This is a genomic window from Flavobacterium sp. 83, from assembly GCF_000744835.1.
Classification (GTDB): Bacteria; Bacteroidota; Bacteroidia; order Flavobacteriales; family Flavobacteriaceae; genus Flavobacterium.
Window position 1 is genome coordinate 2,554,608 of sequence record NZ_JQMS01000001.1, and the last position, 25,478, is coordinate 2,580,085.

The 25,478-nt window shown below is 29.1% G+C and carries 22 protein-coding genes; 6 read left to right on the forward strand and 16 right to left on the reverse strand.

Translation table 11 applies throughout. The features are described from left to right. Positions 1–137 precede the first annotated feature (137 nt). Complete coding sequence (locus tag T410_RS11210) at positions 138–4,550, reverse strand: AAA domain-containing protein (protein ID WP_035671706.1); 4,413 nt, start codon at positions 4,548–4,550, stop codon at positions 138–140. A 272-nt stretch (positions 4,551–4,822) separates the two neighbouring features. On the opposite strand from T410_RS11210, the gene T410_RS11215 reads away from it, so the two are divergent. Continuing rightward, complete coding sequence (locus T410_RS11215) at positions 4,823–5,608, forward strand: IS982 family transposase (protein WP_369793036.1); 786 nt, start codon at positions 4,823–4,825, stop codon at positions 5,606–5,608. Here the strand turns inward: T410_RS11215 and T410_RS11220 are convergent. Both T410_RS11220 and T410_RS11225 read right to left on the reverse strand, forming a co-directional pair. Beyond that, positions 5,589–6,278: a hypothetical protein gene (locus tag T410_RS11220; RefSeq protein ID WP_035671708.1), complete on the reverse strand. Its 690-nt coding sequence runs from the start codon at positions 6,276–6,278 to the stop codon at positions 5,589–5,591. The genes T410_RS11215 and T410_RS11220 overlap by 20 nt on opposite strands. A gap of 166 nt (positions 6,279–6,444) precedes the next feature. Further along, positions 6,445–6,936, reverse strand: a complete 492-nt coding sequence (locus T410_RS11225) for a thermonuclease family protein (protein ID WP_035671709.1) — start codon at positions 6,934–6,936, stop codon at positions 6,445–6,447. Positions 6,937–7,033: 97 nt separating this feature from the next. Between T410_RS11225 and T410_RS11230 the strand changes: the two genes are divergently transcribed. The 4 genes from T410_RS11230 (at position 7,034) to T410_RS11245 (ending at position 8,866) form a co-directional block, all read left to right on the forward strand. Then, positions 7,034–7,837: a hypothetical protein gene (locus tag T410_RS11230; protein WP_051929397.1), complete on the forward strand. Its 804-nt coding sequence runs from the start codon at positions 7,034–7,036 to the stop codon at positions 7,835–7,837. 68 nt (positions 7,838–7,905) lie between these two features. Next, the gene (locus tag T410_RS11235) at positions 7,906–8,358 is read left to right on the forward strand and encodes a DUF5675 family protein (RefSeq protein WP_035671712.1); all 453 of its coding nucleotides are present in this window, start codon (positions 7,906–7,908) and stop codon (positions 8,356–8,358) included. A 12-nt stretch (positions 8,359–8,370) separates the two neighbouring features. After that, complete coding sequence (locus T410_RS11240; protein ID WP_035671714.1) at positions 8,371–8,634, forward strand: hypothetical protein; 264 nt, start codon at positions 8,371–8,373, stop codon at positions 8,632–8,634. Then, on the forward strand, positions 8,624–8,866 hold the full coding sequence (locus T410_RS11245) for a hypothetical protein (RefSeq protein WP_238567369.1): 243 nt from the start codon (positions 8,624–8,626) through the stop codon (positions 8,864–8,866). Before T410_RS11240 ends, T410_RS11245 begins: the two co-directional genes overlap by 11 nt. A gap of 185 nt (positions 8,867–9,051) precedes the next feature. Here the strand turns inward: T410_RS11245 and T410_RS11250 are convergent, their stop codons facing one another. Further along, positions 9,052–9,474 (reverse strand): hypothetical protein, encoded by a 423-nt coding sequence (locus T410_RS11250; RefSeq protein ID WP_035671717.1) that lies wholly within the window; start codon positions 9,472–9,474, stop codon positions 9,052–9,054. A gap of 1,202 nt (positions 9,475–10,676) precedes the next feature. Between T410_RS11250 and T410_RS17075 the strand changes: the two genes are divergently transcribed. Continuing rightward, entirely contained in the window at positions 10,677–10,820 is a 144-nt protein-coding gene (locus T410_RS17075) for a hypothetical protein (RefSeq protein ID WP_193743741.1), read from the forward strand. 53 nt (positions 10,821–10,873) lie between these two features. Here the strand turns inward: T410_RS17075 and T410_RS11260 are convergent, their stop codons facing one another. The 12 genes from T410_RS11260 to T410_RS11315 all read right to left on the reverse strand — a co-directional run bounded on the left by T410_RS11260 (position 10,874) and on the right by T410_RS11315 (position 25,477). After that, positions 10,874–11,509, reverse strand: coding sequence for an SOS response-associated peptidase (locus T410_RS11260; protein WP_035671721.1), 636 nt, complete (start codon positions 11,507–11,509; stop codon positions 10,874–10,876). 10 nt (positions 11,510–11,519) lie between these two features. Beyond that, positions 11,520–13,544 carry a hypothetical protein gene (locus T410_RS11265; RefSeq protein WP_035671724.1) on the reverse strand — a complete coding sequence of 675 codons (2,025 nt, stop codon included), beginning with the start codon at positions 13,542–13,544 and terminating at the stop codon, positions 11,520–11,522. 54 nt (positions 13,545–13,598) lie between these two features. Next, positions 13,599–14,858 carry a Y-family DNA polymerase gene (locus T410_RS11270; RefSeq protein ID WP_035671727.1) on the reverse strand — a complete coding sequence of 420 codons (1,260 nt, stop codon included), beginning with the start codon at positions 14,856–14,858 and terminating at the stop codon, positions 13,599–13,601. Then, the gene (locus T410_RS11275; RefSeq protein WP_051929398.1) at positions 14,858–15,307 is read right to left on the reverse strand and encodes a LexA family transcriptional regulator; all 450 of its coding nucleotides are present in this window, start codon (positions 15,305–15,307) and stop codon (positions 14,858–14,860) included. The genes T410_RS11270 and T410_RS11275 overlap by 1 nt, the downstream gene beginning before the upstream one ends. A gap of 146 nt (positions 15,308–15,453) precedes the next feature. Beyond that, positions 15,454–16,218, reverse strand: coding sequence for a S1/P1 nuclease (locus T410_RS11280; protein ID WP_035671729.1), 765 nt, complete (start codon positions 16,216–16,218; stop codon positions 15,454–15,456). Continuing rightward, the gene (locus T410_RS11285) at positions 16,219–17,271 is read right to left on the reverse strand and encodes an endonuclease (protein WP_051929399.1); all 1,053 of its coding nucleotides are present in this window, start codon (positions 17,269–17,271) and stop codon (positions 16,219–16,221) included. A gap of 35 nt (positions 17,272–17,306) precedes the next feature. After that, a complete protein-coding gene (locus T410_RS11290) occupies positions 17,307–17,540 on the reverse strand; it encodes a hypothetical protein (RefSeq protein ID WP_035671732.1) in 234 nt (77 codons plus the stop codon). A gap of 35 nt (positions 17,541–17,575) precedes the next feature. Continuing rightward, on the reverse strand, positions 17,576–18,388 hold the full coding sequence (locus T410_RS11295; RefSeq protein WP_035671735.1) for an HNH endonuclease: 813 nt from the start codon (positions 18,386–18,388) through the stop codon (positions 17,576–17,578). Beyond that, positions 18,385–19,101, reverse strand: coding sequence for an OmpA family protein (locus T410_RS11300; protein WP_035671738.1), 717 nt, complete (start codon positions 19,099–19,101; stop codon positions 18,385–18,387). The genes T410_RS11295 and T410_RS11300 overlap by 4 nt, the downstream gene beginning before the upstream one ends. Beyond that, the gene (locus tag T410_RS11305) at positions 19,101–20,531 is read right to left on the reverse strand and encodes a MotA/TolQ/ExbB proton channel family protein (protein ID WP_035671739.1); all 1,431 of its coding nucleotides are present in this window, start codon (positions 20,529–20,531) and stop codon (positions 19,101–19,103) included. The genes T410_RS11300 and T410_RS11305 overlap by 1 nt, the downstream gene beginning before the upstream one ends. 56 nt (positions 20,532–20,587) lie before the next feature. Beyond that, positions 20,588–23,569: a DEAD/DEAH box helicase family protein gene (locus T410_RS16495; RefSeq protein WP_051929400.1), complete on the reverse strand. Its 2,982-nt coding sequence runs from the start codon at positions 23,567–23,569 to the stop codon at positions 20,588–20,590. Between the two features lie 9 nt (positions 23,570–23,578). After that, on the reverse strand, positions 23,579–25,477 hold the full coding sequence (locus tag T410_RS11315; RefSeq protein ID WP_051929401.1) for a site-specific DNA-methyltransferase: 1,899 nt from the start codon (positions 25,475–25,477) through the stop codon (positions 23,579–23,581). Position 25,478: the final 1 nt, after the last annotated feature.

The following is a 25,478-nucleotide window of genomic DNA, read 5'->3' on the forward strand; positions in this document are numbered from 1 at the left end:
AAACTATGTTGGAAATTTACATGTAACTCAACCCATCACTTTGCGAACCGCCATATACGAGACCCATACGTACGGTGGTTTGAGAGGCGCACTCCGTCAGTTTCTGGCGGAGCCGTCTACTCGATTATGCACAGTCTTTATTTTTCGGTTATGTTTGGTATAAATTTTTGAATTATATTCCACTCATTTTCGTAATTTTTATTATTAGTTTGTTTTCCATTTGCATTAAAACTTTCGTATGTTAACCTATTAATTTCGTCAGATATGTTTTTTGGAAATACTTTATATTCAATATTTTCAAAGCTTTGATAAATTACTTTATAGCCTTGCAAATGTAATTGTTCTCTATTTGAAATATTTTCGGTTTTATGAGCTTTAAAAATTATTTCTTTTCCTTTATTGAATTTTAACCCAATAATAGTATCATCTTCAATAAGTTTTAAATATTGAATTTTGGCGTTTGGATTTTTACCATTTGAATAATTATAATCAATTCTTTTATCCAACAAAGTCTTAACATAAACTTTATTAATATGACCATTATCGTAGCATTGCAATAAATATCCGTTTCTATATTTTTTACTAATTGGTAATGAATGTAAACAAAAATCTTCGGGGTTTTCTTGTAATTTATAAGTTCCGTTTTCAAAAAGATTAAAATATCTTAAAATTTTATCTTCTATGTTTTCATTTTCTTTTATTGTGAAAAGATTATTTTCAGTTTCAATAATTTCATCTTGCATTAAATCTATGAAAGATTTATGTTGATATGTTTTATTTGAATTTTCGATTGGTATTCTTGAATTATTTTCTTCCTCGTTTTCAAATTCATCATAATCAATTTCTTCAATAATATTTTCTTTTACTGATGGAATAAATAGTTTTACTTCGTCTTTTTTTGTGTTTTTAGTTATGAAATTAATCATTTTTTCTATTTCATTGCTTGGATTTCTTTTGTAAGCAGAATATAAAATTCTGTATACTTTCCAGCCAACTCTTTCTAAAAATTCTTGTCTTTCAATGTCATAAGCAACATCTACAGGCAAAGAGTGGAAAGGGTCTCCATCGCATTCAATAGCAACTCTTTTACCATTATTATGAACTACTAAATCGAGTTTGAAATTTACATATGATTGCTTATTTGTTTTATGGTTATAATAGGTTTCATCTTCTTTAACTTTGTATTGAGGCTCAATATAACTAAATCCTTTTCCAATTAATTCAATTGCAATATCGTATTCAAACCAACTATCAAATGGAGTAGGAGTATTATGTAAGTTTCTAATTTCATTAGAGTAATCCAATTTAAGTTCTCCTATTGGTTTTACTTCTTCATAGAAGAAATTTAAAATTCTATTTCTAAAATCTTTTGAACTTAAATGTTCGGTTTTAACAGAATGAAATAAAATCATCTGTTCTTTTGCTCTACTTAATGCAACATTAATTTTTCGTGAGTCATCTCCATTTTCTTGAATAATTGCTCTAGGCTTTGCGTTCTCATTTTTATTTAATTTCTCAAAATCTAAAGCAACTCCAAGTGAAACCAGCATTACATCTCTTTCGTCTCCTTGAAATTTAGGAGAGTCCTCAATGATTAATTTATGCTTATCAATTTTTTCTTTACCAAATTCATTTGCTAATTCTTCTTTTATATCTTTTAACTTTTCAGTATGTTTGGAAGAGCCTAAACTTACAACACCAATTGTTTTATTGGAGTATTTATCATCTGTTAAAATGTTTTTTAAATAGGATTTAATTTGCTCAATTTCTCTGGAGACAATTTGTTCTTCGGTGAAAGCACCATCAATAAAAACAGGAATTTTTGGAGGAAGTCTATTCCCATTAATCTGTTTCAATGGTCGTAATGTGTTATTGTAAAAATTGAATTTTGAAAATTCAATTAGTTCTGGAACACAACGAAAATGTTCCTTTAATTGAAGGTTTGCGGTTCCTGCTATCATTTTAGCTAAAGAAAATAGACTATTATCGCTTTTTATATGAATAATTTCATCTTTTAAAAAACTTAAATGTTCATTTTTTATTGATATAAATGAGTCGCCATCTACTCCAGTTAAACTAGTGGGTGAAGTTTGCTTATCATCACCAACAATAATCATATTTTCAGTATAATAACCGAGTAATAAACTATTAAAATCTAATTGACTCGCTTCATCTACAATAATACAATCAAAAATTTCGGGTTCACTACCAACTGAATTTAAAACATCATTAAATTTCATAACCCAACAAGAAAGTTTTTTACTAATTGCAATACTATTCTTTCTTGTTAAAATTTGATATTTTGTTTTTTCCTTTAATGTTCTTTCGCTTTCACTTAAATTATATTTATATTGATTTAGAAGATTTATATAATCATTAATTTCATTTTCATCAAATTTATTTCTAAAATTATCTTTTGCTAAATCAAATAATATTTCACATTTAGTTTTATATATTTTTTCGTTAATTTTAGATAAAAATTCTTTAGTATTTTGAATATCAATAAATTCATTTGTAATTAAATAAGAATTTGCGTTAGCAAATTCAAAATTTTCTTTAGTTATAAATTCAAATGAAATTTCATTAATTTTTTCAAATGTTAAGGGTAAAACTACTTTTAAATAATCTATTGAATCAATAAATTGTTTTTCTAAATTCAGTTGGTTATTAATTTCTTCAAGTTTTACAAAAAGATTTTCAAAAACATCCTTATCAGCAATTTCCTGAATCGGCAATAGATTTTCAAAGTCTTTTTTGATTTTTGAATTCTCAAGAATTAAACTTATTTCTGCTAAAGAATTATAAAGACTTTTAAATTGAAACTCAAATTTTTTCAATTTCTCGAAATCATCTTCACATTCAATTGCTTTTTCGGTTAATTCTTCTATCTCAAACTTATCAATATTTACAAATTTTGAAAATTCTATTATATTAGTTTCAGATTGAATTTTTTTAACAATTTCATTATTTCGTTCTACTTTTGAAATAGTTTCTTTTAAAATTTCTAATTTTGATTCAATGTCAGCTTTATCATCATATTCAAATGAATAGCCACTGGTTTTTAATAAATTGAAATTTTTATTTATTAAACAAATAGTCTCAATGAATTCCTTGAGTTTTGTAATGCTTCTTTTTGTATTTGTTTTTACTCCGTTAATTGTTATGTCTTCTAAATAAGAAACTTTCTTAAATTTAGATTCTAATCGTTTAAAAAAACCAACTTTCTCATCGCTAATAAATGAAAAATAAGTTTCAATATCTAAAAGATATTTTGTTTCATTATTAACTATGTCCGAAAATGTTACATTTGTTGTAATCTTTCCTATTTGAGGTATTTGTTTTATTTTATTTAATAAAACATCAATATCATTTTGTTTTTTTAAAACAATTTCTACATTAGAATATGTGCTTAATGTTTCAATTATTTTAGACAAATCAATGCTTAAAAATTTTACTTTTAAATCTTCTTTTATTTCTAAATTATTACTTAATCTATCAATATTTTTTTTAATTTCTAGAAATTCAAAAAAATTATAAGTTTTTAATTGTTTGTAAATTTCGTTTAAGTCAAAATCAACAATTTGAATATAGTTTGTATTAAGATTTTGGTATTTTTTGTAATTGGATATTGAGTTTTTTAATTTATCAAAATCATTTAATTGCTCTCTTGATAAATTGTCTTTTATCCAATTCCATTCTTTAGAATCTTTCTTTTCAATTTTATCAACTATCTGATATGCTCGTAAATTTGAGAAAGTTTCATTAATAGTTATTTCATTATACTCTTTCTCTAAAGCATTTATTATTTTAGATTTCAAGTTTACATAATCACTTTTTAAATTGTTTAAATCTTTTATTTTTGATTCAATATTTAAATAGAAATTATCTGTTAAAATACTTGAGATTTTACTAATACTGTTTTCTAATGAAAATCTATTTTTGTTAGTTTCTAATTCAATTTTTGTAAAAATTAAATCGTCAAATGTTTCTGGAATTTTGTCTAAAAGCGATTCAAGAGCTTTGTCTGTTTGAGCAGTTACTAAAACCCTTTTTCCTTGTGCTAGAAGTGAACATAAAATATTTACTATAGTATGAGATTTTCCAGTGCCTGGTGGACCGGTAACTACCGTTAATCTGTTTTTTAAATAGTTCTCATAAATTTGTTTTTGTTCGTTGTTATATGGTAATGGAAAAAAAACAGAAAAATCTTCTTCAGCATTTAGTGAATTTGCATTTTCTTTGTGATTTTCATATAAATCATCAATGAAGTAATTAGATTTCGGATATGAATTATTGTGTTCAATATCGGGATTCCTAATTAACAGATTTAAAAGTTTTGATTCATTTTCATTTTCTGTATTATAATCAATAATTGAATCTGTAAGTTTTTCGAAAAATCTTGGCTTTTTTATTTTGAAATTTATTGCAGGTGAAAATGAAATTTTAAAGAAATCTTCTTTATAAAAATCGCTTTGCGGTTTTAATATAGAATCTTGAAATTCAGAATTATCAGAAATTTTCTGAATTGATTTTGAAATTAATTTTTTCAAATCGTCTTCGTAGATGAAATCACAGCCAAATTCTAATACTTTAGATTCAAAACTATCAACGATATTACTTAAAATACCCGTTGGGTGTAATTATTTGAAGTAAAAAATATTGATTAGATATTGGTCAAGATACTGAAATTCAGTATCTTGAAGTCGTCAAACAACCAATATCTATGTCAAATATAGTAAAAAATTATTTTAGAGTTTTAGAAGTTATAAGTTCTTTGAATATTGCATTTAATACAGAAATTCGAGCTGGAAGAAAGTTTAAAATGTCTGATTTAGAAGTAGTTGCTTTAAGTTTAACATCTGAATTTATGTCTATTGACAGTGAAAATTCATTTTTTAATCAGTTGCAAAATGGACAAATTTCTAATCTAATTGAACGAAGTCAGTATAATAAGAGAAGGAAAAAATTATTCCATTTTGCTGAAGAAATCAGACAACATTTATATTCAAAATTCACAGAATTTGAGAACTATTTTGTTGTTGATAGTATGCCACTTGAGATTTGTAAAATGGCTCGTCATAATAGGATTAAAATTTGTAAGGGTGATTTTCAGACTGCGCCAGATAAAGGTTTTTGTGCATCACAAAACTCTTGGTTTTATGGTTACAAACTTCACGGAGTTTGTACTGTTTCTGGGGTTTTTCAATCAATAGATATTACAAAAGCAAGTGTTCACGATGTACATTTATTAAAAGATTTAAAATATCAAATGTCTGATTGTGTGCTTCTTGGAGATAGAGGTTATTTGTCTTCACCATTACAATTAGATTTGTTTGAAACAGCAAATATAAAATTAGAAACTCCAATGAGAATCAATCAAATTGGGTATAAAAAACAACCCTACATATTTAGAAAATCAAGAAAAAGAATAGAGACATTATTCTCTCAATTGTGTGATCAATTTATGATTAGACGAAATTATGCTAAATCTTTTCAAGGTTTTAAAACAAGAATTTTAGCTAAAATAACAGCATTAACTTTGGTACAATTCATTAATAAATTTATTTTTGAAAGACCAATAAACAATATTAAAACACAAATAATCTAATTGCACCCAACGGGTTTAAAATATCTTTTTCAATAGGAGTGTTGTTTAAGAAAAAGAAGTCAGAATATGGATTGTCGGATTCTGAAAACTTGATTTTTATTTCATTATTTGAATTAATATCCAAGTTTAATGGAAAATGAAATAAATGTTGATTTACTTTTGAAATATTTTTGTTTTGATTATTTTTTGAGAATTGTATTAAAGCCAAGCTTAAGACAATTTCTAAATTTGAATCATTTTTAATATCATTATAAGCTCTATAAAATTTTGAATAAATTGATTTATTTTTTTCAAATGCTTTTATTTTATCAATTTCAACTTTTCCTTTTTCACTATTTTGAAAATAAATAAGTTCTTCATCGTCATTATTGATGCTTGAAAATTTATTTTTTGCTTCATCAAATTCTATAATTTCCAAAAAATCATTTGGAATCTTAATAATTGGTTTTTTTGGTTTTGCAAGTGAGAATATTATCGATTGTTTTTCGAAGTTTGCTAAAAAGATATTTGCTAAATTTGAATTACAAATGTCGGACTTTACTAATTCTTGAATTTCATCTATCCAAACAAAATTTGATGATAAACTTTTAGACAAAACATCTTTAACTCCTCTTTCAAGAAGTTTTTTGTATTCTTTTAGAAAAGTAATGTATTGATTTATAACACTCATTAATTTTTAAATTTTGATATTTTCAAATATATAATTTTCTTTTCTACGGTTCGGTGCGGTAAGATTGTGCTTAACTTGTATATATCTTCTTAACGCCTATAAGGAGTTGTATTTATTGGTACTCTTTAATTTTTAAAACCATCTAGTACAACATAAGTACAACAAATCAGAATACTTTTATTTGACTATAGATCCCAATATTATTAAGCTGTGCTTGGCGGTTCATCGTTTGATACTCTGCTAGCTTACCACAATAATATTGTTGGGTTGCTTTAGCATACCCATTTTGTAAAAGTAATTCATTTAAACATAATCCACTAGGCAAAATTACATACCCTAATTGTCTGTTCCAGTAGTCGTAATAGTTCTCCTGTTCCGTAATGATTGTTACAACCGTTTTAGGCGGTGCAACCGACAAAACGAAGTGCAAGGATTGCAAACCAAATTGGAGTAATAATTGAGCAGGTAAACTGCTTTTTTCTTCGTCCTCTTTCATCTTCCTATTTAGTTTTACTTCTGGTGCATCCAAGCCATAAAGTCGGATTTCTTTTTTCATTTGAGTGAAACGATTGCAAATGATTATGCTATCTCCGTCAAGCACTTCTTCAATTTGCCAATGGGTTTCCACTATGTACGGTGCTTTTGCGTTGTATTGCATTGATTTACAGTATTTTAAGTTATTGATAATCAAAGATAATCATTGAAATTTGTCATATGAATTTTATCTAATTATTAATCCATTAAAACTTAAAAAAATGGCAAGACAGAAAGGTGTTATCAAGTATGTTGGAACTCTTGGAGATATCCGACATTTTAAAATTAAAGGTCAAGAAGGCTACTTTGCCGGAATGGTTGGTGGTCCAACTGGTGACCAAGTACTCTCAGCTCCAGAGTTCGAAAGAACTCGTGAGAATATGAACGAGTTTGGCGCTTGTGCCAAAGCCGGGAAATCGGTTCGTACTGGTTTATCTCAAGTGATGAAACAAATGGCGGACAGCCAAGTAACTGGAAGATTGACTTCTATTATGAAGAAAATCAACCTTGAAGACCAAACGGAAGCCAGAGGTTACCGTAAAATTGAAATCACAACACAAAGAAATTACTTAAAAGGTTTCGAGTTTGACAAAAACTCTTCTTTCAATGGTATTTTCAACGCTCCTTACTCATTAACTCATACAGTTGATAGAGAAAGCGGAGAGTTTGTTGTTGATGCTTTTAACCCAGCGAATTTGGTTAATGCTCCATCTGGTGCAACTCACTTTCGTTTGATTTCTTCACTTTCAGTAGTGAGTGATTTTGAGTATAATGCTACCACAAACAGCTATGATCCTATGGATGCAGCATTGAATGAGGTAAACGATATTCAATACAGTCCTTTCTTGGATTTGTACGCTCCAGTTCCTGCCACTACAATTGTTGCAACTTTACCTGGTGGAGTTCTACCAACGGTAAACACCACAGTTTTGCAGTGTATCGGAATTGAGTTCTACCAACAAGTGGGACCAAATTACTACTTGTTCTCCAGTGGTAATTGCTTGAAAGTTGAGGATGCTTTTTAGAAAAACCTTCCGAAAATCCCTCACCAAAAGTGAGGGATTTTTTGTTTAATCTCAAATCTATCAAGACTATGGAAAGTAAAATAATAAGAGTAGCCCAGGGCAAAGAAAGCACATTGAGCCAATTGTACATTAACGGAATATTTCAATGCTATTTGTTAGAGGATAAAATAAGAGAAGTAAAAATAGCTTCTCAAACTGCCATTCCAAAAGGTGTTTTTAATTTGAAGTTGAACACTCACGGAGCTAAAAATGTGGATTACAAAAAAGCATTTGGAAAGCTTCACGAAGGAATGATTGAAATTACTGGTTTGCCAAACTTCAGCTTTGTTTATATCCATACCGGAAATACTATCAAAGAAACTGCCGGGTGTCCGCTTTGTGGTTTTGGTTTCCAATTCGTTGATGGCAATTTTCAAGTTACTCAAAGTGTTGCAGCTTACAAAATGATTTATCCAAAATTGGTAGCACTGGCAAAAGTTGAAAACAATGTAATAACTATTGAAAATAATTTTCAATTCTAAAAAGGCCAAAAAATGGAAAATATCAACATCATCGCTACACTTTTTGGAACGTTAATCACCTTGTTACTCTCGATTGTGGCTTATTTTATCAAGCAATTACACACTGATTTCAAGAGTATGGAGAAAGATTTGATTGAAGTAAAAACGATGGCTTTAATCATCAAAACAGAGTTCAAAAGTGGTAACGATTTATTGAACCAGAAAGTAGAATACATCGAAAAAAGAGTACACAATTTAGAATTATCAATTTTTAAAAATCCAGATTATGAAAAATAACAAAATGAATTTAGTAGAAAGAACCTTGGCACCAACCCCAAAATGGTTTAAAATTCTTCGCACTGTCGGAATTGCTTTGGCAAGTGTTGGCGGAATTATCATCGCTTCGCCTATTGCCTTACCTGTTGGATTGGTTTCGGCTGCTGGTTACTTGGTTCTGGGTGGTAGTATTATTTCAGTAGTTTCTCAAACTGCTGTAAAATCGGAAGAAGAACCGAAAATAAATCCTTAAAATCGGTTGAAAACAACGTTGAAAGCTCCATTTATTGGAGCTTTTTTTGTTTTTAGCAGTCAATAAAAGTAGATTGCTTTGCTTTTCTTCGATTTATTTAAGTGGTGCAATCATATTGCACTTATGCGTTGGTTTGCTTGGGAATAAGGTGCAATCAATCCTAGTCCAGTTGGACCAGGATTGTTTTATTTTCTACAATAACGGTATAAAATGGCTCGACGGATGTCATTTATGAGCATCATATCCTCTTTGTATTGTTTTTCTTTTTTCTCCAGAAGTTTGAGAGCTGCAACATTTTTTTGGTGCTGCTCGTGCTCCACCATCATTAAACTGGCTTGTGGATTGAATTGTTTTTTGAAATCTGGAAGACGCAAAAACGAAATAACCGAACCTACTAAATACTGATGCCAGAATTTTGTTTGCCATAAACTATATGCAATGAAAAAAAGGCTTTCGCAGTCCTCTTCGTTTTGAAAAATGATAACAAAACTGTTAGTAAATGGCGTTTTTTGTGGCTTTCCGCTGTTCATCCCTTTGTTAAGTATGAATAAATGGGGTTTTGTGTAAACGGTGTCTTTTCGGTGGGTCTTGATGATGAAATTTAGCATAACATTCGGCTTTAAAAATGGGTTAGATTTTCAATTTTCCACAGGGTTTCGGTTGAAAGACCAATGTGCTTCGCTACGCTCCGCCCATTAAATTTTTCAAAAGAAAAAAAAGGAAAAAAAAGAAAGCCATTCGTTCAAGTGGAAGGTTTCAAAAAAGCAAGTTTTTTTGATAAAATACTACCCGATACATCATCGGAAGTGTGGACGTGAAGGCGGAATTGAATGTTTATGCGAACCGTTATGGGTGGAGATTTTATCAAAAACCGGAGGCTTGAACTTGCTTTTTTGTAAACCTGGAACTTACCTTTGCTCTCTTTTTTTTTATTTTTTGTTTTGATTTCATTAACCAAACGTCATCGTATAATCGGAAGCTTTGCTAAGGAATGGGAGTTGATTTGGAATAGGATGGTTTTCGGAAAGTGTGTGGATTTTTAAAACAGAAAAAAGAAATATAAAATCCATTCCAATTATTTTTCTGTTTTAAAAATCCATACTCTTTCTTGGATTTGATTTTGTGGGTATTGAAAATCACTTTACAGAGGGTTTTAATTTTATAGTACAGGTTTTCAAGTGATTTTCAATACTTACAAAAACAATGAAAAAATAATACCGAGTGCGATGGGGCAGTAGCGCAGGCAAGTGTGTGGTTTTTTATTTGCTTACTAGGGTGTTTTTGATTGCTTTAGTGGAAAAGCTGGTGCCATTGACTTGAAAGAAAGACAATGCTTCGGGCTGGTCAACTTTATATTTAGTAACGGTATGGCATCGGCTTTTCCGCTGAAGCAATTACTTCGGGTTTTCTGGCAAATAAAAAACCACACTCTTGCTGGCTTCTCTTGATTTTGTGGGTGTTGCAAATTGCTTATTCCTATGTCGTTAATGTTAGAAATGGAGGTTATAAGCAATTTGTGACACTCACAAAAACAATGCAAATACTTACCGCTTTAAACATCAAGTTGCTAAAAACAGTTACCGCAAACGTTCTTGAAAGTAGGTAGTTAGGAAAAATTTTCTATGAAATTGCGAAGGTTCTTAAAGACAGTGGCGAAGGACGGCTTTTTTTATTGCAGGCCGGTGCGAGGAAGCAATGAAAAAAGCTGTCCTAGAGCCACTGGCAAGCGCGTTGGGTGTGGCGGCTGTTTTACATAAATGATATTATAGCTTCATTGCAAAAACCAAAAAAACAATATAAAAGCTTTGTAATGAACTATAATACTCAATTATGTAACACAGCTTGGGGAAAAAAATTACTGGCGCAAGTTGCGAAGCGTACGTGTTTTTGTTCCAAAAACTGTGACAGTAATTTTTTTTGGAGCGTTGGCAAAGGAGTGGCAACTGAAATGTAAATCGTCCTTTTACCACCAAACTTTTAGGGGTTTTCTTTTAAATACAAAGTTGATTAGAAAAGAGAATTTTGATTTAGGTTTTTAGCAACCAAATTTACTTCGTAAGGAAAAGCAAACTCTTGTATTGGTTGATTTTCTAACCATTTAATTTCGTCTTCTTGTTTTAATATTATTGGCATCCGCTTTTTAATATTGTGTATTTCTGCCATTAAAGGATTGGCTTCTGTGGTAACAATAGTATAGGTTTTTTTAATTTCTCCGGTAATTGTATCTGTCCATTCTGAATATAATCCTGCGAATGCAAACAGATCATCATTAGCAATTCCAATTTCAAATTTGTTTTTATTTTTTCCTTTACTATCTAGCCATTGCCATTCATAGAAACCATTAGCAATAACAAGACAACGTTTGTTTACAGAATTTCTGAAAGAAGGTTTTTCGTCAACTGTTTCTATTCTTGCATTAAGAGTGAATTTTTTGATTTCATCATCTTTGGACCACGAAGGAATTAAACCCCAATTATAATGTGTAATGATTTTAGGACTTTCATCTATTATTATTGGAGATAATGGATAATCAAAACCATTGATGTTTTCTTGAGGTTTGAATATAGCAATATTGTCAATTTTAGCATCAAATCTATTTTCAACTTCAATAGCTTCTTTGGATTGTTTGGAATGGAAACACATAATTTATTAATTATTTAAAAAGTTTATCAAAAAAAGGACTATGCCTATTATTTGAAAAATTTAATAATTGTCTAAAAGTCAATACCTCAATATGCATATTTAGTTCAGGTTCAATCTTATAATAAGTACCAAAAGGCGTAGTTTTCCAACCTTTACCTGTGTTATATTCGATTAATTGATTTGGAATTACATCTAAAATGATAAATCCAAATTTTGGAGTTGTTGTTCTAATAACGACTTGGTTTCCTTTGTAGTTTTTTTTGTTAGGCTGATAAAGAAATTCGTCAAAATATGGTTCAATTAATTCGGAATATTGCCATCTATAATCACTTTTTCTTTTTTGATGAGCTATATCACCAGGTCTTTTAAATTCAAATATTACCATTGAATTAACTTCTCCACTATTTTTGTCACCAAAACTAATAGGATTATCAAACATTTGTGGATTATTAACCAAGACTAAATCAAGTTCTTTTCTGCTATTTTTTTGAGAATATGATGTTATTGATTTATCAGAAGCTATAAACTTATATGTTATAAATCTTTCATCTAAAAGCCAAAGATTATGATTTTCATAATCTAATTCATTATTTGTTAAACCTAAAGGAAAAATTAAATTGTGAACATCCTCTTCAAGCTTATAGTTTCCATTTTCATCAGCATCTAAAAACTTGTCAAACAAATCCAAAATTGCTTTTCTTCTTGTCATATAATCTGCTAAACTATCTACGTCATATGAGGTTTTCTCTTTTATGTTTTCAATAATTTGACTAATTACCTCTTCGTTTATTGATTTATTATTGATGAACCTTTGAATGTTTTCTTCAACATTTTTTCTAGCAGTGTATGATATTTTATAAAGATGTTCTTCAAGTTTATCTTCTGTTAAATTAGGTGGAATTGATTTTAATACATCAGGATTTTTTAAAAAACTGTTATATCGTGGTGCCTTATGAGAAATGTATGCTTTTACTTCACTAACATTTTTCTCTTTAGCTTCTCTAACAAAATTTTCATATTCTAATTCTATAATTTCAGATAGTTTACTTTCAATATCCTGAAATGTTACAATATTGGAATTTTTAAAAATTAAATTCTCATCTTCCTTTGGTATTTTAAAACCATTTCGTGTTTTATAAACATTTTGATTTAAATAATCTGAAACTAAATAAATATCTAAAAAGTAGTAAGTATTATTTTGTATTAAAGGATAGCAAAAAATGCTATTAATATTTTTTAAATTTCTAGCATTTCCTACAGTTCTGTTATTAGCACAATAATATAGATAATTGTTTTTACGGTTACCTTCTTTAGGTGTTTTCGTAATATATAGTTTGAATTTATAATCTTCTAATTCAAAATTCCTCTCATTTTCTTTAGAAACTTTTGCAAATAATTCATTAATTATAACACCGGAATTATCTTCCTTATCAATAATGGAAATATTAGGTAAAGAATTATTTAAATAATAAATAAAGCAATGTTGCATTATGGTTTCTGCAATTTCCTGAACCGATAGAGCTGATTTTTCTACTATAAATTCATTATTACAATTATTAATTTCAACGATGGTTTTATATTCTTCTTTGGTATTTTCGTCTAAACTTATCTCTTCAATTTCATTATTTGTTGTGAATTTAAATTTTCTATTAATCCACTTTTGATTTTCAAAATAATTACTATTTACATTATATTCTTCAAATGCAGCTAATACAGTAAATCTACCTACGCCTTTACAGCCAAATTCAATATTAGATTGTGAAAATGGAGTTTCAAATGATTTGTAATTTTTAGTATTAAAACCAATACCATTATCAATAATTTTAAATGTTTTGATAGTCTTTAGATTTTCAAAGTTTAATTCTCTTGGGTAAGCACCCCTTTCAATTTGAATTTGAATTTTCCTTTGATCTACTGGTAAACTTGATTGTTGTAGGCTAATTATTGAATTCACAACACATTCTAGTAAAGGTAAAAGAACATCATCTTGCGACAGTTCAACAGTTTCAACAATATTTTTTACTGGGACAATCATTTTGATTTTTGTATTTATTATTTCAATAATTCAATTTCAAATATACACAACTTATTATAAGTTAATATTTATGATTTCATTAATTCTAGTAGTATAGCACTTTGATAGTTTTTCTTGTTTCATTCTCCATTGTCTGCCGACTGATTGAGTGGCAAACTTTACTTTGTTAGTACCGTAACTTTTATTCATTTTATCAATAACGCTCATTAATGGTTGGTGTTTTGGATTTGATATATTAAATAAAGATAATTGAGTTTCGTTGTTTGGAGTTAATCCCATTACTATAACACCTGCTTTTTTATAATGAAATCCTTCTTTGAAAATGGCTTTTAGTCCTATTTGAGCGTAATGGTTCAGTTCTATTGTTGAATTGGTTGGGAAGTCAGTATTTATTATGATGTTTCTTGAATATTGTGGTTGGTCTTTACGAAAATAGTTAGTATGTACAAAAACCATAATCATATTGCAATGGCTGTTTTGCTTTCTTAATTTTTCTGAACAAGAAGCTGTGAAAGTTGATACTCTTTCTGAAATATCTTCCAATTTTGTAAATGGTTTTTCAAATGATCGTGTTGTAGCAATCATCTTTTTACTTTTTGGCTGCTCTAAATCTAAAGTTGGTTTACCTTGTAATTCGTGCTTTAACCTTAATCCCACTACTGCCATTTCTTTACGAACCCATTCATCAGATAGTAACGTAAATTGATATGCGTTGAAGATATTTTTGGCTTGTAATCTTTTTGCGTGCTTTCTTCCGATACCCCAAACATCTTCTATTTTAGTCCATTTAAGGGCTTTAATTCTTTTTTCTTCATTGTCTATTGTGTAAACACTTTGGGTTCTCTCAGGGTACTTCTTTGCTATTTTATTAGCTACTTTGGCTAATGCTTTGGTTGGTGCAAAACCTATACTTACTGGAATGCCCGTGCCTTTTGTAACTGTTCGCTGCATATCTAAACCGATATTTTGCAAATCAAATAACTCAAATCCTTTGAATTTTAGGAAAGCTTCGTCAATACTATAAATTTCAATTTCTGGTGAATACCTCGTTAGAATATTCATAACCCTTGAACTCATATCACCATATAAAGCATAATTTGAAGAATAAACAAATACATTATTGGCTTCAAAGATATTTTTATATTCAAATGCTGGAGCACCCATTGGAATACCTAATGCTTTTGCTTCGTTTGAACGTGCAATAACACAACCATCATTATTAGAAAGTATAACCACTGGTTTATTTCTTAAATGAGGTTCAAATACTCTTTGACAAGAAGCATAGAAATTATTACAATCAACTAATGCAAACATTAAAAATATTTTATGGAATTTATTACTATACCCCAAATAACAAAATCATTTTCGGGAGTAACTTTTATAGGCTTATAGTCTTCGTTTTCAGCTATTAGCCAAAAAATGTTTTCTTCTTTTTTGATACGTTTAATTGTAAACTCACCATCAATTTGACAGATTGCAATTCTTCCGTCTTGTGGCTCCAAACTTTTATCAATGACTAATAAATCACCATCAAAAATTCCAACATTTTTCATTGAATGACCTTTTACCTTTGCAAAGAAAGTAGTGTCTTTATGTTTAATTATATGTTTATTTAAATCAATTGACAACTCTATAAAATCATCTGCTGGAGATGGAAATCCTGCACTAATTCCTGTGTCAAATAAAGGCAATTGTAATTCCGTGGAATAATCCGGGATGTAAAATTCGAATGTGTTTGTATTGTGTAGGTTTCTCAATTTCATTTAACAAAATTAGAAAACTAAAGTTTCATTTAGTGCAAAACGGTGTAAAATAGTTATTAACGAAATGAAGCAAACAAATACGTGAGTTTAGGAATACTTGGACTAAACGAGGGTTTTGTGCAGATGAATGAGGTAATGACTATTTATTATTTAAAAACTTCATTTAATACTGAAGCTAAACGAAGACCTGCTTTTAAGAGTTGATTTGCGATAACTGTAGCATTTTTATTTACATATTCATCAGAAACAATATGGCCACTGAAATTGTATATTTCATCTAAGTTGCTTCTTGATTGAGTAGCCCATTCTGAAACATTTATATATTGGATATTTTTTATTTCAGTTGATGAGAATTTATTTGATTTTAAACAATCCTGTAACGTGATATCTTTGGCTTTGATAATACCACTATCAAAAAATGAATGCAGATTTGTACCATTACCATTATAGTTTATTTGCATAGTATTTCCGCCTTTGTCTTCACTATATCCAACGTGGAGTGGTTGGTGTAAATCCCCAATTAAATGAAATAAAATACAAAGCTTCGTTTTTACTTCATCCTTGGTAAAATTTTTATAATTCTTTAAATCATTTATAGTATTTGTAAGTACAGATAATATATTATTTCCTGGATTAACTTTTACAATGGATCCTTTTTCGAAATTTACATAATGATATGGTTTCATATAATCGTAAGAATGGTCGTCTCTCATATTATCCATCCAATTAGAAGCGTCTTCAATTGACATACCATCAAGATATTTTAAAAGATTTGATTTGGCATTTGCATCTAAATAGTTAAAAGCAACTTCTGCTACAATTGAATGACCTTGTTTACCCCAAGCAAAAGATTTAGCTGGTAATATTATTAGAACAATAAGTAAAGCAATGAATTGGTATGTATTTTTCATTTATTTTAAAATAATTTTGTAAGTATTCGAGAAATTATCATTAGTAAGTTTTATAAAATATAAGCCTTTGGAATTGTTTGAAATATCAATTTTATCTGTTGTAATGTTTGTTTTAATATTTTGTCCGATGGTGTTATAAATTGAGTAGGTAAAACTATTATTGTTTGGATTAGATATATAAATATAGTCTGTTGTTATTGTTGGATAAACAACGATTTGGCTCAATGAGTTTTGTTCAATTGAAAGTAGTCCCCAAGTTTCGTTTGCTGGTGGACCATTCCAGATTGCAGTAGCTAAATATGGGTTGTCGATGAAGGGATTTCTATTACCTTGTAAAGTATTGAGAATATTGTTTCTGTTTAACTCGTATTGGGAAACCGGATCTTCTGTATTCCATTCCAAGAAAATATTAGGCATATCGCCAAAAGTTGAAAAAGATGTGCTTCCTGCTCCAATGTTAGTTGCTAAGCATTGTGTTGGGTAACGCACATACATATACATCATCATTCGGGCAATATCTCCTTTCCATTCATCGCCAGGATACCAATTTCCATTAGATAGAACAGCTGCATTACCATTTCCATCATCGTATATTCTATTACTCCTTAAACTATTTAATTGGCTGTCAATAGCTCTTAAATGGTGTGCATCTGAACCCGCTAAATCAAAACCCAAATTAGGTGTTCCAAGTGAACGAGCATAAGTGTGTTCTCTAACCCAAAGTCCATTACAGCTGCTTGTATGACATTGTGCATTTTTATCTCTTGTTCTGTCATTGATTAAATCTGTATCAGTATCATTATATCCATAAACAAGCAAAATATTGTTACTGTTATTAGGGTCTAAATCAGTTTGTGATAAAGCATCCCAAACATCAGTAGTTCCGGTTGCCGTGTATGGTAAATTTATGGTATGAGTATTTGTAATAAGGGTAGTTAATTGATTTTTAAGGTTATTACCAGTTTGGGAAAAATCTAATGAACTATAATATGCTGGGATTTGAGCAAGGCATATAAAGGGAAGTAGTAATAGAAAAAGTAATTTTATTTTCATAGCCTTTTGATTTAGGAATGTATTGATAGAGAATGCTATAATTTAATCCTGTTAAGGTATTTGTCTAATAATTCACCGTGTTTGAATGTCTTTTTGTAAAGAATTTTATTGTTTTTCTGGTCGTAATATACTTCAACAAAGAATTCATTTATTGCATACAGATTTATTGCTATACCTTCTTTGATGAATTGGTCAACTAAAACACCAATTTGCCAAGTAGTATTGTATTGTTCCTCTTCTGATAGTCTTGAAAATTCGTAGAGTTTCATTTTCTAATAAATACAAATTTTAATAAATTTATTGATTATTTTTTTAAATATTTTGTAACGTATGGATTGCCAATATTTATTAATTCATCTTTATATTTTTCAACAAAGGTTGCAATTTCGTGAACAGATCTTTTCTTTTGAAAATTTACAGTATGTCTTTCGTCAATGTTTGAATGACAAAGAGTGCATAAACATTGTAGATTTTCTCGTTTGTTAATCAGTTTATTACCATTACGATGATGAACTTGAATAAATCTTTGGTCAAATTTATTTTCGATTTTTATTGAGCAATTATTACAGGTAAATTCATTTTCAATTCTAAATTTCTTGCTTATTTCTTGCCAATCTTTTACATAACCAAACATATCTAGTTCGGCATCATTAATTGGCTCATCATCTTGTATATCGAGCAAATCGAAGAACCCTTGTGTATTTTTGTAATCAGTAATTCTAGCAGCATTTCTGCAATAATTACATAAACTAAGAATTACATCTTTATATATTTTTGAAGTTCCTCTTTGTTGAACATCAACTATATTTGAATTGCTCCAATAATAATGGCCGTGAAATCTATTTTGGTTTTGTTGTTGAATAATTGTTTGACAATTTGAAATATGGAATTTAGGAAAATCATACTGTTCAACATCCGCTACTTTTATATACATATAGCCCTTATGTTCAACACCATTGATTTTTAAATAAATCCCATCTTCCTTAAAAGTAATATTACCCTTCTTTTCTTCCTCTGAAAAGTCTTTTCGAACAATTTCAAAACGACTTTCTGTGACTTCTGGAAAATTTAAGAAATCAAGTTTTTGTGATAATTTTTTAAAGTCATACAGTTTCATTGTTTCATTTGTTTTAAAACTTCATCAACTAATATTTCACTAGTAGTTACAATCTTAAACTCAACTCTTCTTGATTTTACAATGTCAATTTTATTCTTAGAGATAAAAGTTAGTTTATTATTGTTATCTAAGGTTCTGCCATAAGACAGTCCATTTGCAGTAATCCAAAACTGTAATACTTGCTCTTTTTCTGGCGAAAGGTTTTTGTAATAAGGAAGTCTTCTAAGAAACTGAAGTACATTTCTTGACCGATCTTGCGAAAGTTTAATATTATCAATGTAAGGGTCATCTGTTTCGTGAATTGGAATATTATTCGTGTGCCCTTCAATTCTAATTTCTGCTATTTTATCTTTATACTTATTTTGTAATACAATTGAAAAATATTTAGGAAAAAAAGAAGTTAATATTTGTTTGAATTTTGGTGTTATATCAGATTTTCCATCATCAAATAGTACTTGAGGGTTTGTGAATTTAATAGATAAATCTTTATCTAACTCTAAATCCCATTTTCTGAAATCATTTTTGAATTCTTCATTTAAGTCTTTGTATAAGCTCTCCTTTGTTTCTTTGTATTCCTTGAAGATTTTGTCTTGTTCATTTTTTTGGAATTGAACTAAACCCATATATGCAATTGAAATAAAAAGAAAAACAACCATTAAAACAGTCATTAAATCTGCATAAGGGATCCAGAAATTATCTTTTTTATTAGCCATTAGTTTTTATTTGATGGAACGAAACGTTGAATACATAAATCTAGATTGTTCAATGTGTCATTTAATCGTTCATAAAACTCATTATTGATATTTGACAAATCTTCTCCTAATTGTTTACTTACATTACTCATAATCGTTACTGATTTGTTCATTTCCTTTCTATAGTTTTCCCAAACATCACTTTTAAAGTCTCTGAATTCTTCAAGTTTTACAATTATTATATCAGCACTCTCCTTGAAATTTCTTTCTGTTCTTACCCAATCATTTAATTTGTTTGTAGTTTCCTCAAAGCTATCTGTGGTTTCTTTTAATGTATCAATAGTAGAGACAAGATTATTTGTAATTTCTGAAAACTTATTGTCTGAAATCATTACTTTTTCTAATGTTTCTACAAGATTGACCAACTTACTGTTGTCATCAATTAATGATTTAGAATTTAAGGCTACTTCAGATAAAGTTTTAGATGAAATATCAAACAGCTCTGTTGTTTTTTGAAAATTGTCTGTTAGTTTTTTAATTTGTTCTTTGTTGTCTTTTTGCCAATCATTCATACTTTGGACACTTTTATTTAATTCTGCAAAGTTTTCTTGAACTAATCTATTAATCAATTCACTCATTTGCTTGTTAAATTGTTCAGTAACATTTTTCATTACATCAACCAATGCTTCTGTATTATTTTTGGACATTAATTCTGAAAATTCATCAAACTTTTTGACAATGAATTTGTTATTGCCACTCATTGCATCAATTATCTCTTTGGTATTTTTATTTGATTTTTCTCCAATCGATTTACTTTCATCCCTAAGTAATTTAAATTGTTCTTTTAATTCAATTCTTGAGTTTTTTGTATTAGTGTTTAACTCAGTTAAATTTTCATTTTCTATTTTGTGATTACCAGTAACTAATTTATTTAGTGAAATAATTTCTCCTTCTAAAGATGTTAATTTAGCTGCTACTTTTTCTTCTAAGTTTTTTTCAATCGTAACTATTAGACTTTCCTTAAATTGAATGATATTTTGATTTAATGCATTTATTGCTGCTAATTCATCAGTATGTTTTACTGGTCGATTTGGACTTTCTTCAATTTCTTTTTGAATTAATGCATTCCATTTTTGAAATATTATCAATCCAATAATTCCTGCCATTGTAGCAATAAAAGCAATTTTTAAACCTCCGAGTAATTGAGGAATACTACCTTGAATATCTGTAGTGTCAAAATTCCAAATACCGATAGTGATCCCTAAAGCTGTACAGAAAATACCAAGTGTTGGAAATACTGACGGAATTATATCAAAGATGTATGAATTATTCCAAAAATTACCTTTTTGTTTATCGTCATTAAGTTGAAATCGCTTGTAGCGATTATAATAAACTATTGAAAATGTAGACCAGATTGCAAAGATTATTAAGGCGATTGATATTTCTAACATTTTAAAATATTTTTATTAATAGTAAGGTTTTTGTATGATTAAAATCAAGAAATTAATTAATGTTCGCCATCAAGCCAGTATGTTTTTACTTTGTCATCAATTTGGCGGTATTTAACACCAATTTTATGGAAATGTTTTATTGCACAATCAATTTTCCTTTTCTCGTTAGGAAATTGTAATAGATTTGCGTTCATTGTACCTTTTGTTTCTCGAACTAGATTTATTGATGTTTTGCCTTTCTCGTCCAAACGGATAACACCCCAATCAGGATTATAATTACCAATGATTTTAGGTATTTTGATTTTGAAAGTTGTTGGAAATTTGAAATACCCAACAATGTTACCGTTTTCATCATCCGGAATTACTTGATTTGCAATAAAGCGTTGTTCTACATCACTATCAGTTTGGATAAGATTATATAGTGAATTTTGAGAACCATCAATAAGTTCTTTTTGAGCAAACTCTTTTGATTTTGGGAATACTTCATCATAATCATATTCTTCAAGCTCGTCCAAGAGTTTGTATTCGATTTTGGCTGCTATGTGGTCTGCCAATTGTTGTCGAATTGTTTCAATGAATACCGATGCAAAACCTTCTGGGTTTCTGAAAATATGTTGTTTTGTTTCGGGCTTTACTCCTTTGAAAATGTCTAGAATTGTTGGTCTAGTAATACCTAAAACTTTACTGGTTCTGTCTATTAAATTAAAAATTGGATAATTTGTTTGTGCTTCTTGTCTTGTAATGTTACCCGTAGAATGGCCAGTATTGTCACTAATAGTATGTGTTTGCCCGATGATTAATTGTTCTCCATTACCAAAGTGAACTATTGCATCTGACTTGTATTCTTTAATTTCAACAATTTTAAAACCTTTTAATCGAGGATCTAATTTTCTGCCAAAATCGTAATCTTTTTTATACCAAGCACCGGTGATGTTTTTATTTACACCATCTGTATCTGATATGATTAAATCAATTTGAGCTAAACCAACAGAAACCTTATTAAGTTTTAAATGTAATTCTGTAATGATAAATTTACCTCTTGTAATAATTATTTGAGTTTCGGGAAACTTTGTATTTGGGCTGTTTAGTTTTAGAATACATTCCTCTATTAAACTTTCTGTATCAATGTTAATGGTATATTCTGTTTTTTTCGAAAGTATATCCCAAAAAGCTTTGAAGTCTGCCGAATTGAAGACATTATCATTTCTGATTGCTTTTCCTTTCCTTGTTGAAGAAGGTTTGTTAGGAGCAATATCTCCATTATCTCGATATTCTCTTTGAAGCTCGTTGCAATAATCTTCGTAATGCTCGTTTGCAATAACAGTAAGAATATTTACGCCTTCTTCTTGAACTCTATCGCCATCTTGATTGACAGACAAACGAAGCCCACGACCTATTTCTTGTCTTTTACGAGTTTCTGAATTAGCAGAATTTAAAGTGCATATTTGAAAAACATTTGGATTATCCCAACCTTCACGTAAAGCAGAGTGAGCAAAGATGAAAGATACTTTTTCATTGAAGTTTAGTAGCACTTCTTTGTTTTTCATAATTAGTGCATAAGCAGCTTTTTCAGCTTCTTTGTCGTCTTTGGATTTGGCACTGTCTTCAATTGCTGTATCAGTATATGCTTCGGTAGTTTTATTGATTTTCTTTTTGGCAAAATATCCTTGACGAACTTCAGAAGGATTTAGTTTTTCAAGGTTTTTATCTAAATATTTGAGTTTATTGAAAGCATCATCAAATAGTTTTTTGATAATACCATCATCTTGAACATAGTTATCCACTTTATCGATGAAAAATAAACTCAATACTTTAATACCTTTTTTTCTTAAAGAGTTTTGTCTTTCGATGTGGTAGCGGATAGTTTGTTCGATTTGTACACGGAAGATTTCAGTTTTAGAAAGTGTAATTCCTTGCGTTTTATTGTTGCTTAAAACACTGCCATTTGAGAATTGTACTTCTTGTGTTCTTGTATTAATATCTTCTACAATGAAGCCCTCAAATGCAGGATTTTTAGTTTTATCGAATAGATTATCATTCTTTTTTAAAGTAATGGTTTTTAATTGTTTTGCACCATTAACCATACAATGTGCCTTTACCGTAGCTTGAATGCTTGTGGCTGTTCTTACTATTTCTTCGATAATTAGACTTAAATCAGTATCATTAAGATTGTGCTGTTCTGTTACACCCTCAACTTGAATTTTTTTAACTAAATTGAGTTTAAAAGCATCAACAGGACTTAAACGATAAATAAGATTAGGTTTAACCTTTGGAGTTGCTGAATAGTTTATTGCAAAAAGTGGATTGAAGGAACGTAAAGCTTCTCGACTTTTAGTTGATTGATAATTTTGACTTTCATCAAGAATGAAAATAGGTTTAGTTTCCTGAATGTATTGGTAAGGAAGTTTTTCTCCAGGTATTTTTTCAGTTGGTTTATAAATATTGTTTGATTTACCATTAAAAGCATCAATAGTCATAATCATAATATTGATGTATGGATTTATAGCAAAATCTTTAACTCTTCCTATTTGTTGACCATCATATTTGATTGCGTTAACTGTTGTATTGCCATAGAGTGTTTTGAAATGTTCTTTTGTAATTTCAATAGATTTGAAAACACCCTCAAAGATTGCAACACTCGGAACCACAATAATATATTTACGAAAACCGTACTTTTTATTTAGTTCTAAAATTGTTTTTAGATAAGCATAGGTTTTACCTGTTCCTGTTTCCATTTCTACGGTGAAACAAGGAAAACGATGTGTATTATAACCGCCTAAATCTAACATTGGACCATCATCAATATCAAGACCAATATTTGGATTTAGTTCGTTATGATCCTGAACAGCTTGAAGATTTTCAAGCAACCAGTTTTCTTCAAGATTGTAATAAGGTTCAATATTTGGTGCAATTTCACTACTGAACTCATTGACAACCAAGTTTTGAGAAAAGCCGTCAAAAAGGTTTACAACACTATTTACTGCAATGTTTTGATGTTCTTGATTACTCTCAAACTTTAATTTAATATTTTTTGCCATAGTGAACTATTAAATAGTTTTGATTAAACCTTTGTCTTGAAGTGTAACTTTGTCCTTGTCTGAAATAGCATTGTCAAGGCAGATAAAAATATCATTGTCTGATAACTCCAATGATTTGATAGTGTTGTCATCTATATTATCATCAAGGCAAACTAAAAGTTTATGTTCGCAAAAATCTGAACAAACTTGTGTAATTTTATTATGCTTGTAAGTATCAATTACTTCTATTTTGCTGTCCAATGGAAACCCTTCAATTAGTAAAATTTCAGAAAGTAAATTTTCGGGTTGCCAATTATCAACTAATGGTGAAGTGTTACTTTCAAATAAATTTTCTAATTCTTTAATGTCTGTTCCAATATAATTTTTCCAAGGTTTATAATTTGAATTTTGTAATTTGTAATATTTAAAACCATTGTCATTCAATGATTTTTTCGGCAATCGTTCAATAGATTTCTTTAGTCTAGCACAAGTAATATCAGCTAAAGTTTCATATCCTAACTTAATTGCTATTTTACCGCAATCATCACTTTTGTTTAATTTATCTGGTATCTGTACTAAAATAAAATTTGCAGACTTAACTGCATCTGAATTATTGTATCGATAAATTGCATCGCCTAATGAACCAGAACCTGCAAAAAAATCTAGACAGATAGCATCATCATCACTAATTACAGGAGAAAGTAATTCAATTAATAATTTTGTTGGTTTTGGAAAATCAAAAACTTTTTCATTAAATAAATCTAAAATTTCATTACTGCCACTTTTTGTTGTAATACCATCAATAATTGATTTAGGATGTAAAGTACTTTTCTTTTTTTGATATTGAAGAACACCATTTGATTTAAAGTAAAATTTTTCTAGTTTTTGCCCCTTTTGATCAATTACTTCATCACCCTTTAACCAACTTTGAATTTGATCTTTCATTGTCCAAGCGGCTCTTAATTCTACATCGTTTTTTAATTTGCCATTATGACACTCAAAAACACCATTTATAACTTCAACTGTTTCGCCACTTCCAAACTTATCAGGAAATATCTTATTTTCACATTGAAATTCTATACCAGAAGGGAATTTAATATTTGATACAGGGTTTTTTGTACTGGGTCTTTTAATTGCTCTATCACCTATAACTGTATCACCATAAAAATCAAAATATTTAAAACCCTCTTTTGATTTTACATATGCTAAAACATATTCGTGTTCAACTGTATAATGTCCTGAAGAAGTTCTACCACTTTTCCAAATTAATTGTGCTAAAAAATTCTCTTCACCAAATATCTCATTACATATATTTCTTAAATTATAAATTTCATTATCATCGATTGAAATAAATATTACTCCATCATCCTTTAATAAATTTCTCGCTAAACGCAATCTAGGATACATCAATGTTAACCATTTACTATGATATCGCCCATCAGCTTTGGAATTTATTGAAATTGGTTTTGCTTCTTCATCTAGTTGACCAGTACGTTTTAAATATTCATCAATACTTTCAGTAAAATTATCTTCATATACAAAATCTTTGCCTGTATTATAGGGAGGATCTATGTAAATCATTTTTATACGATTTGCATAACTTTTTTGGAGTAATTTTAATACTTCTAAATTTTCTCCTTCTATAAAAATATTATTTGTATTTTCTTCATTAATACCTTTACCAATGCAAGGTATTAGGGTTCCTAAACTTGGAGTACTTGCAATTTTACGAGCTTCTCGTTTTCCTGGCCAAAATAAACCGAAATGTTCAGCATTTGCATTTTCATCATCAATAAAATCCCCTAAAGCTTCTTTTAAAGTTTCCCAATTTATATTCCCATCGTCGAAAGCTTCTGGAGCGATTTTTTTTAATTGTTCTATTCTTTCTGCTTCAAAATGAAATGACGGTTTTAATTTTTCTATTGACATA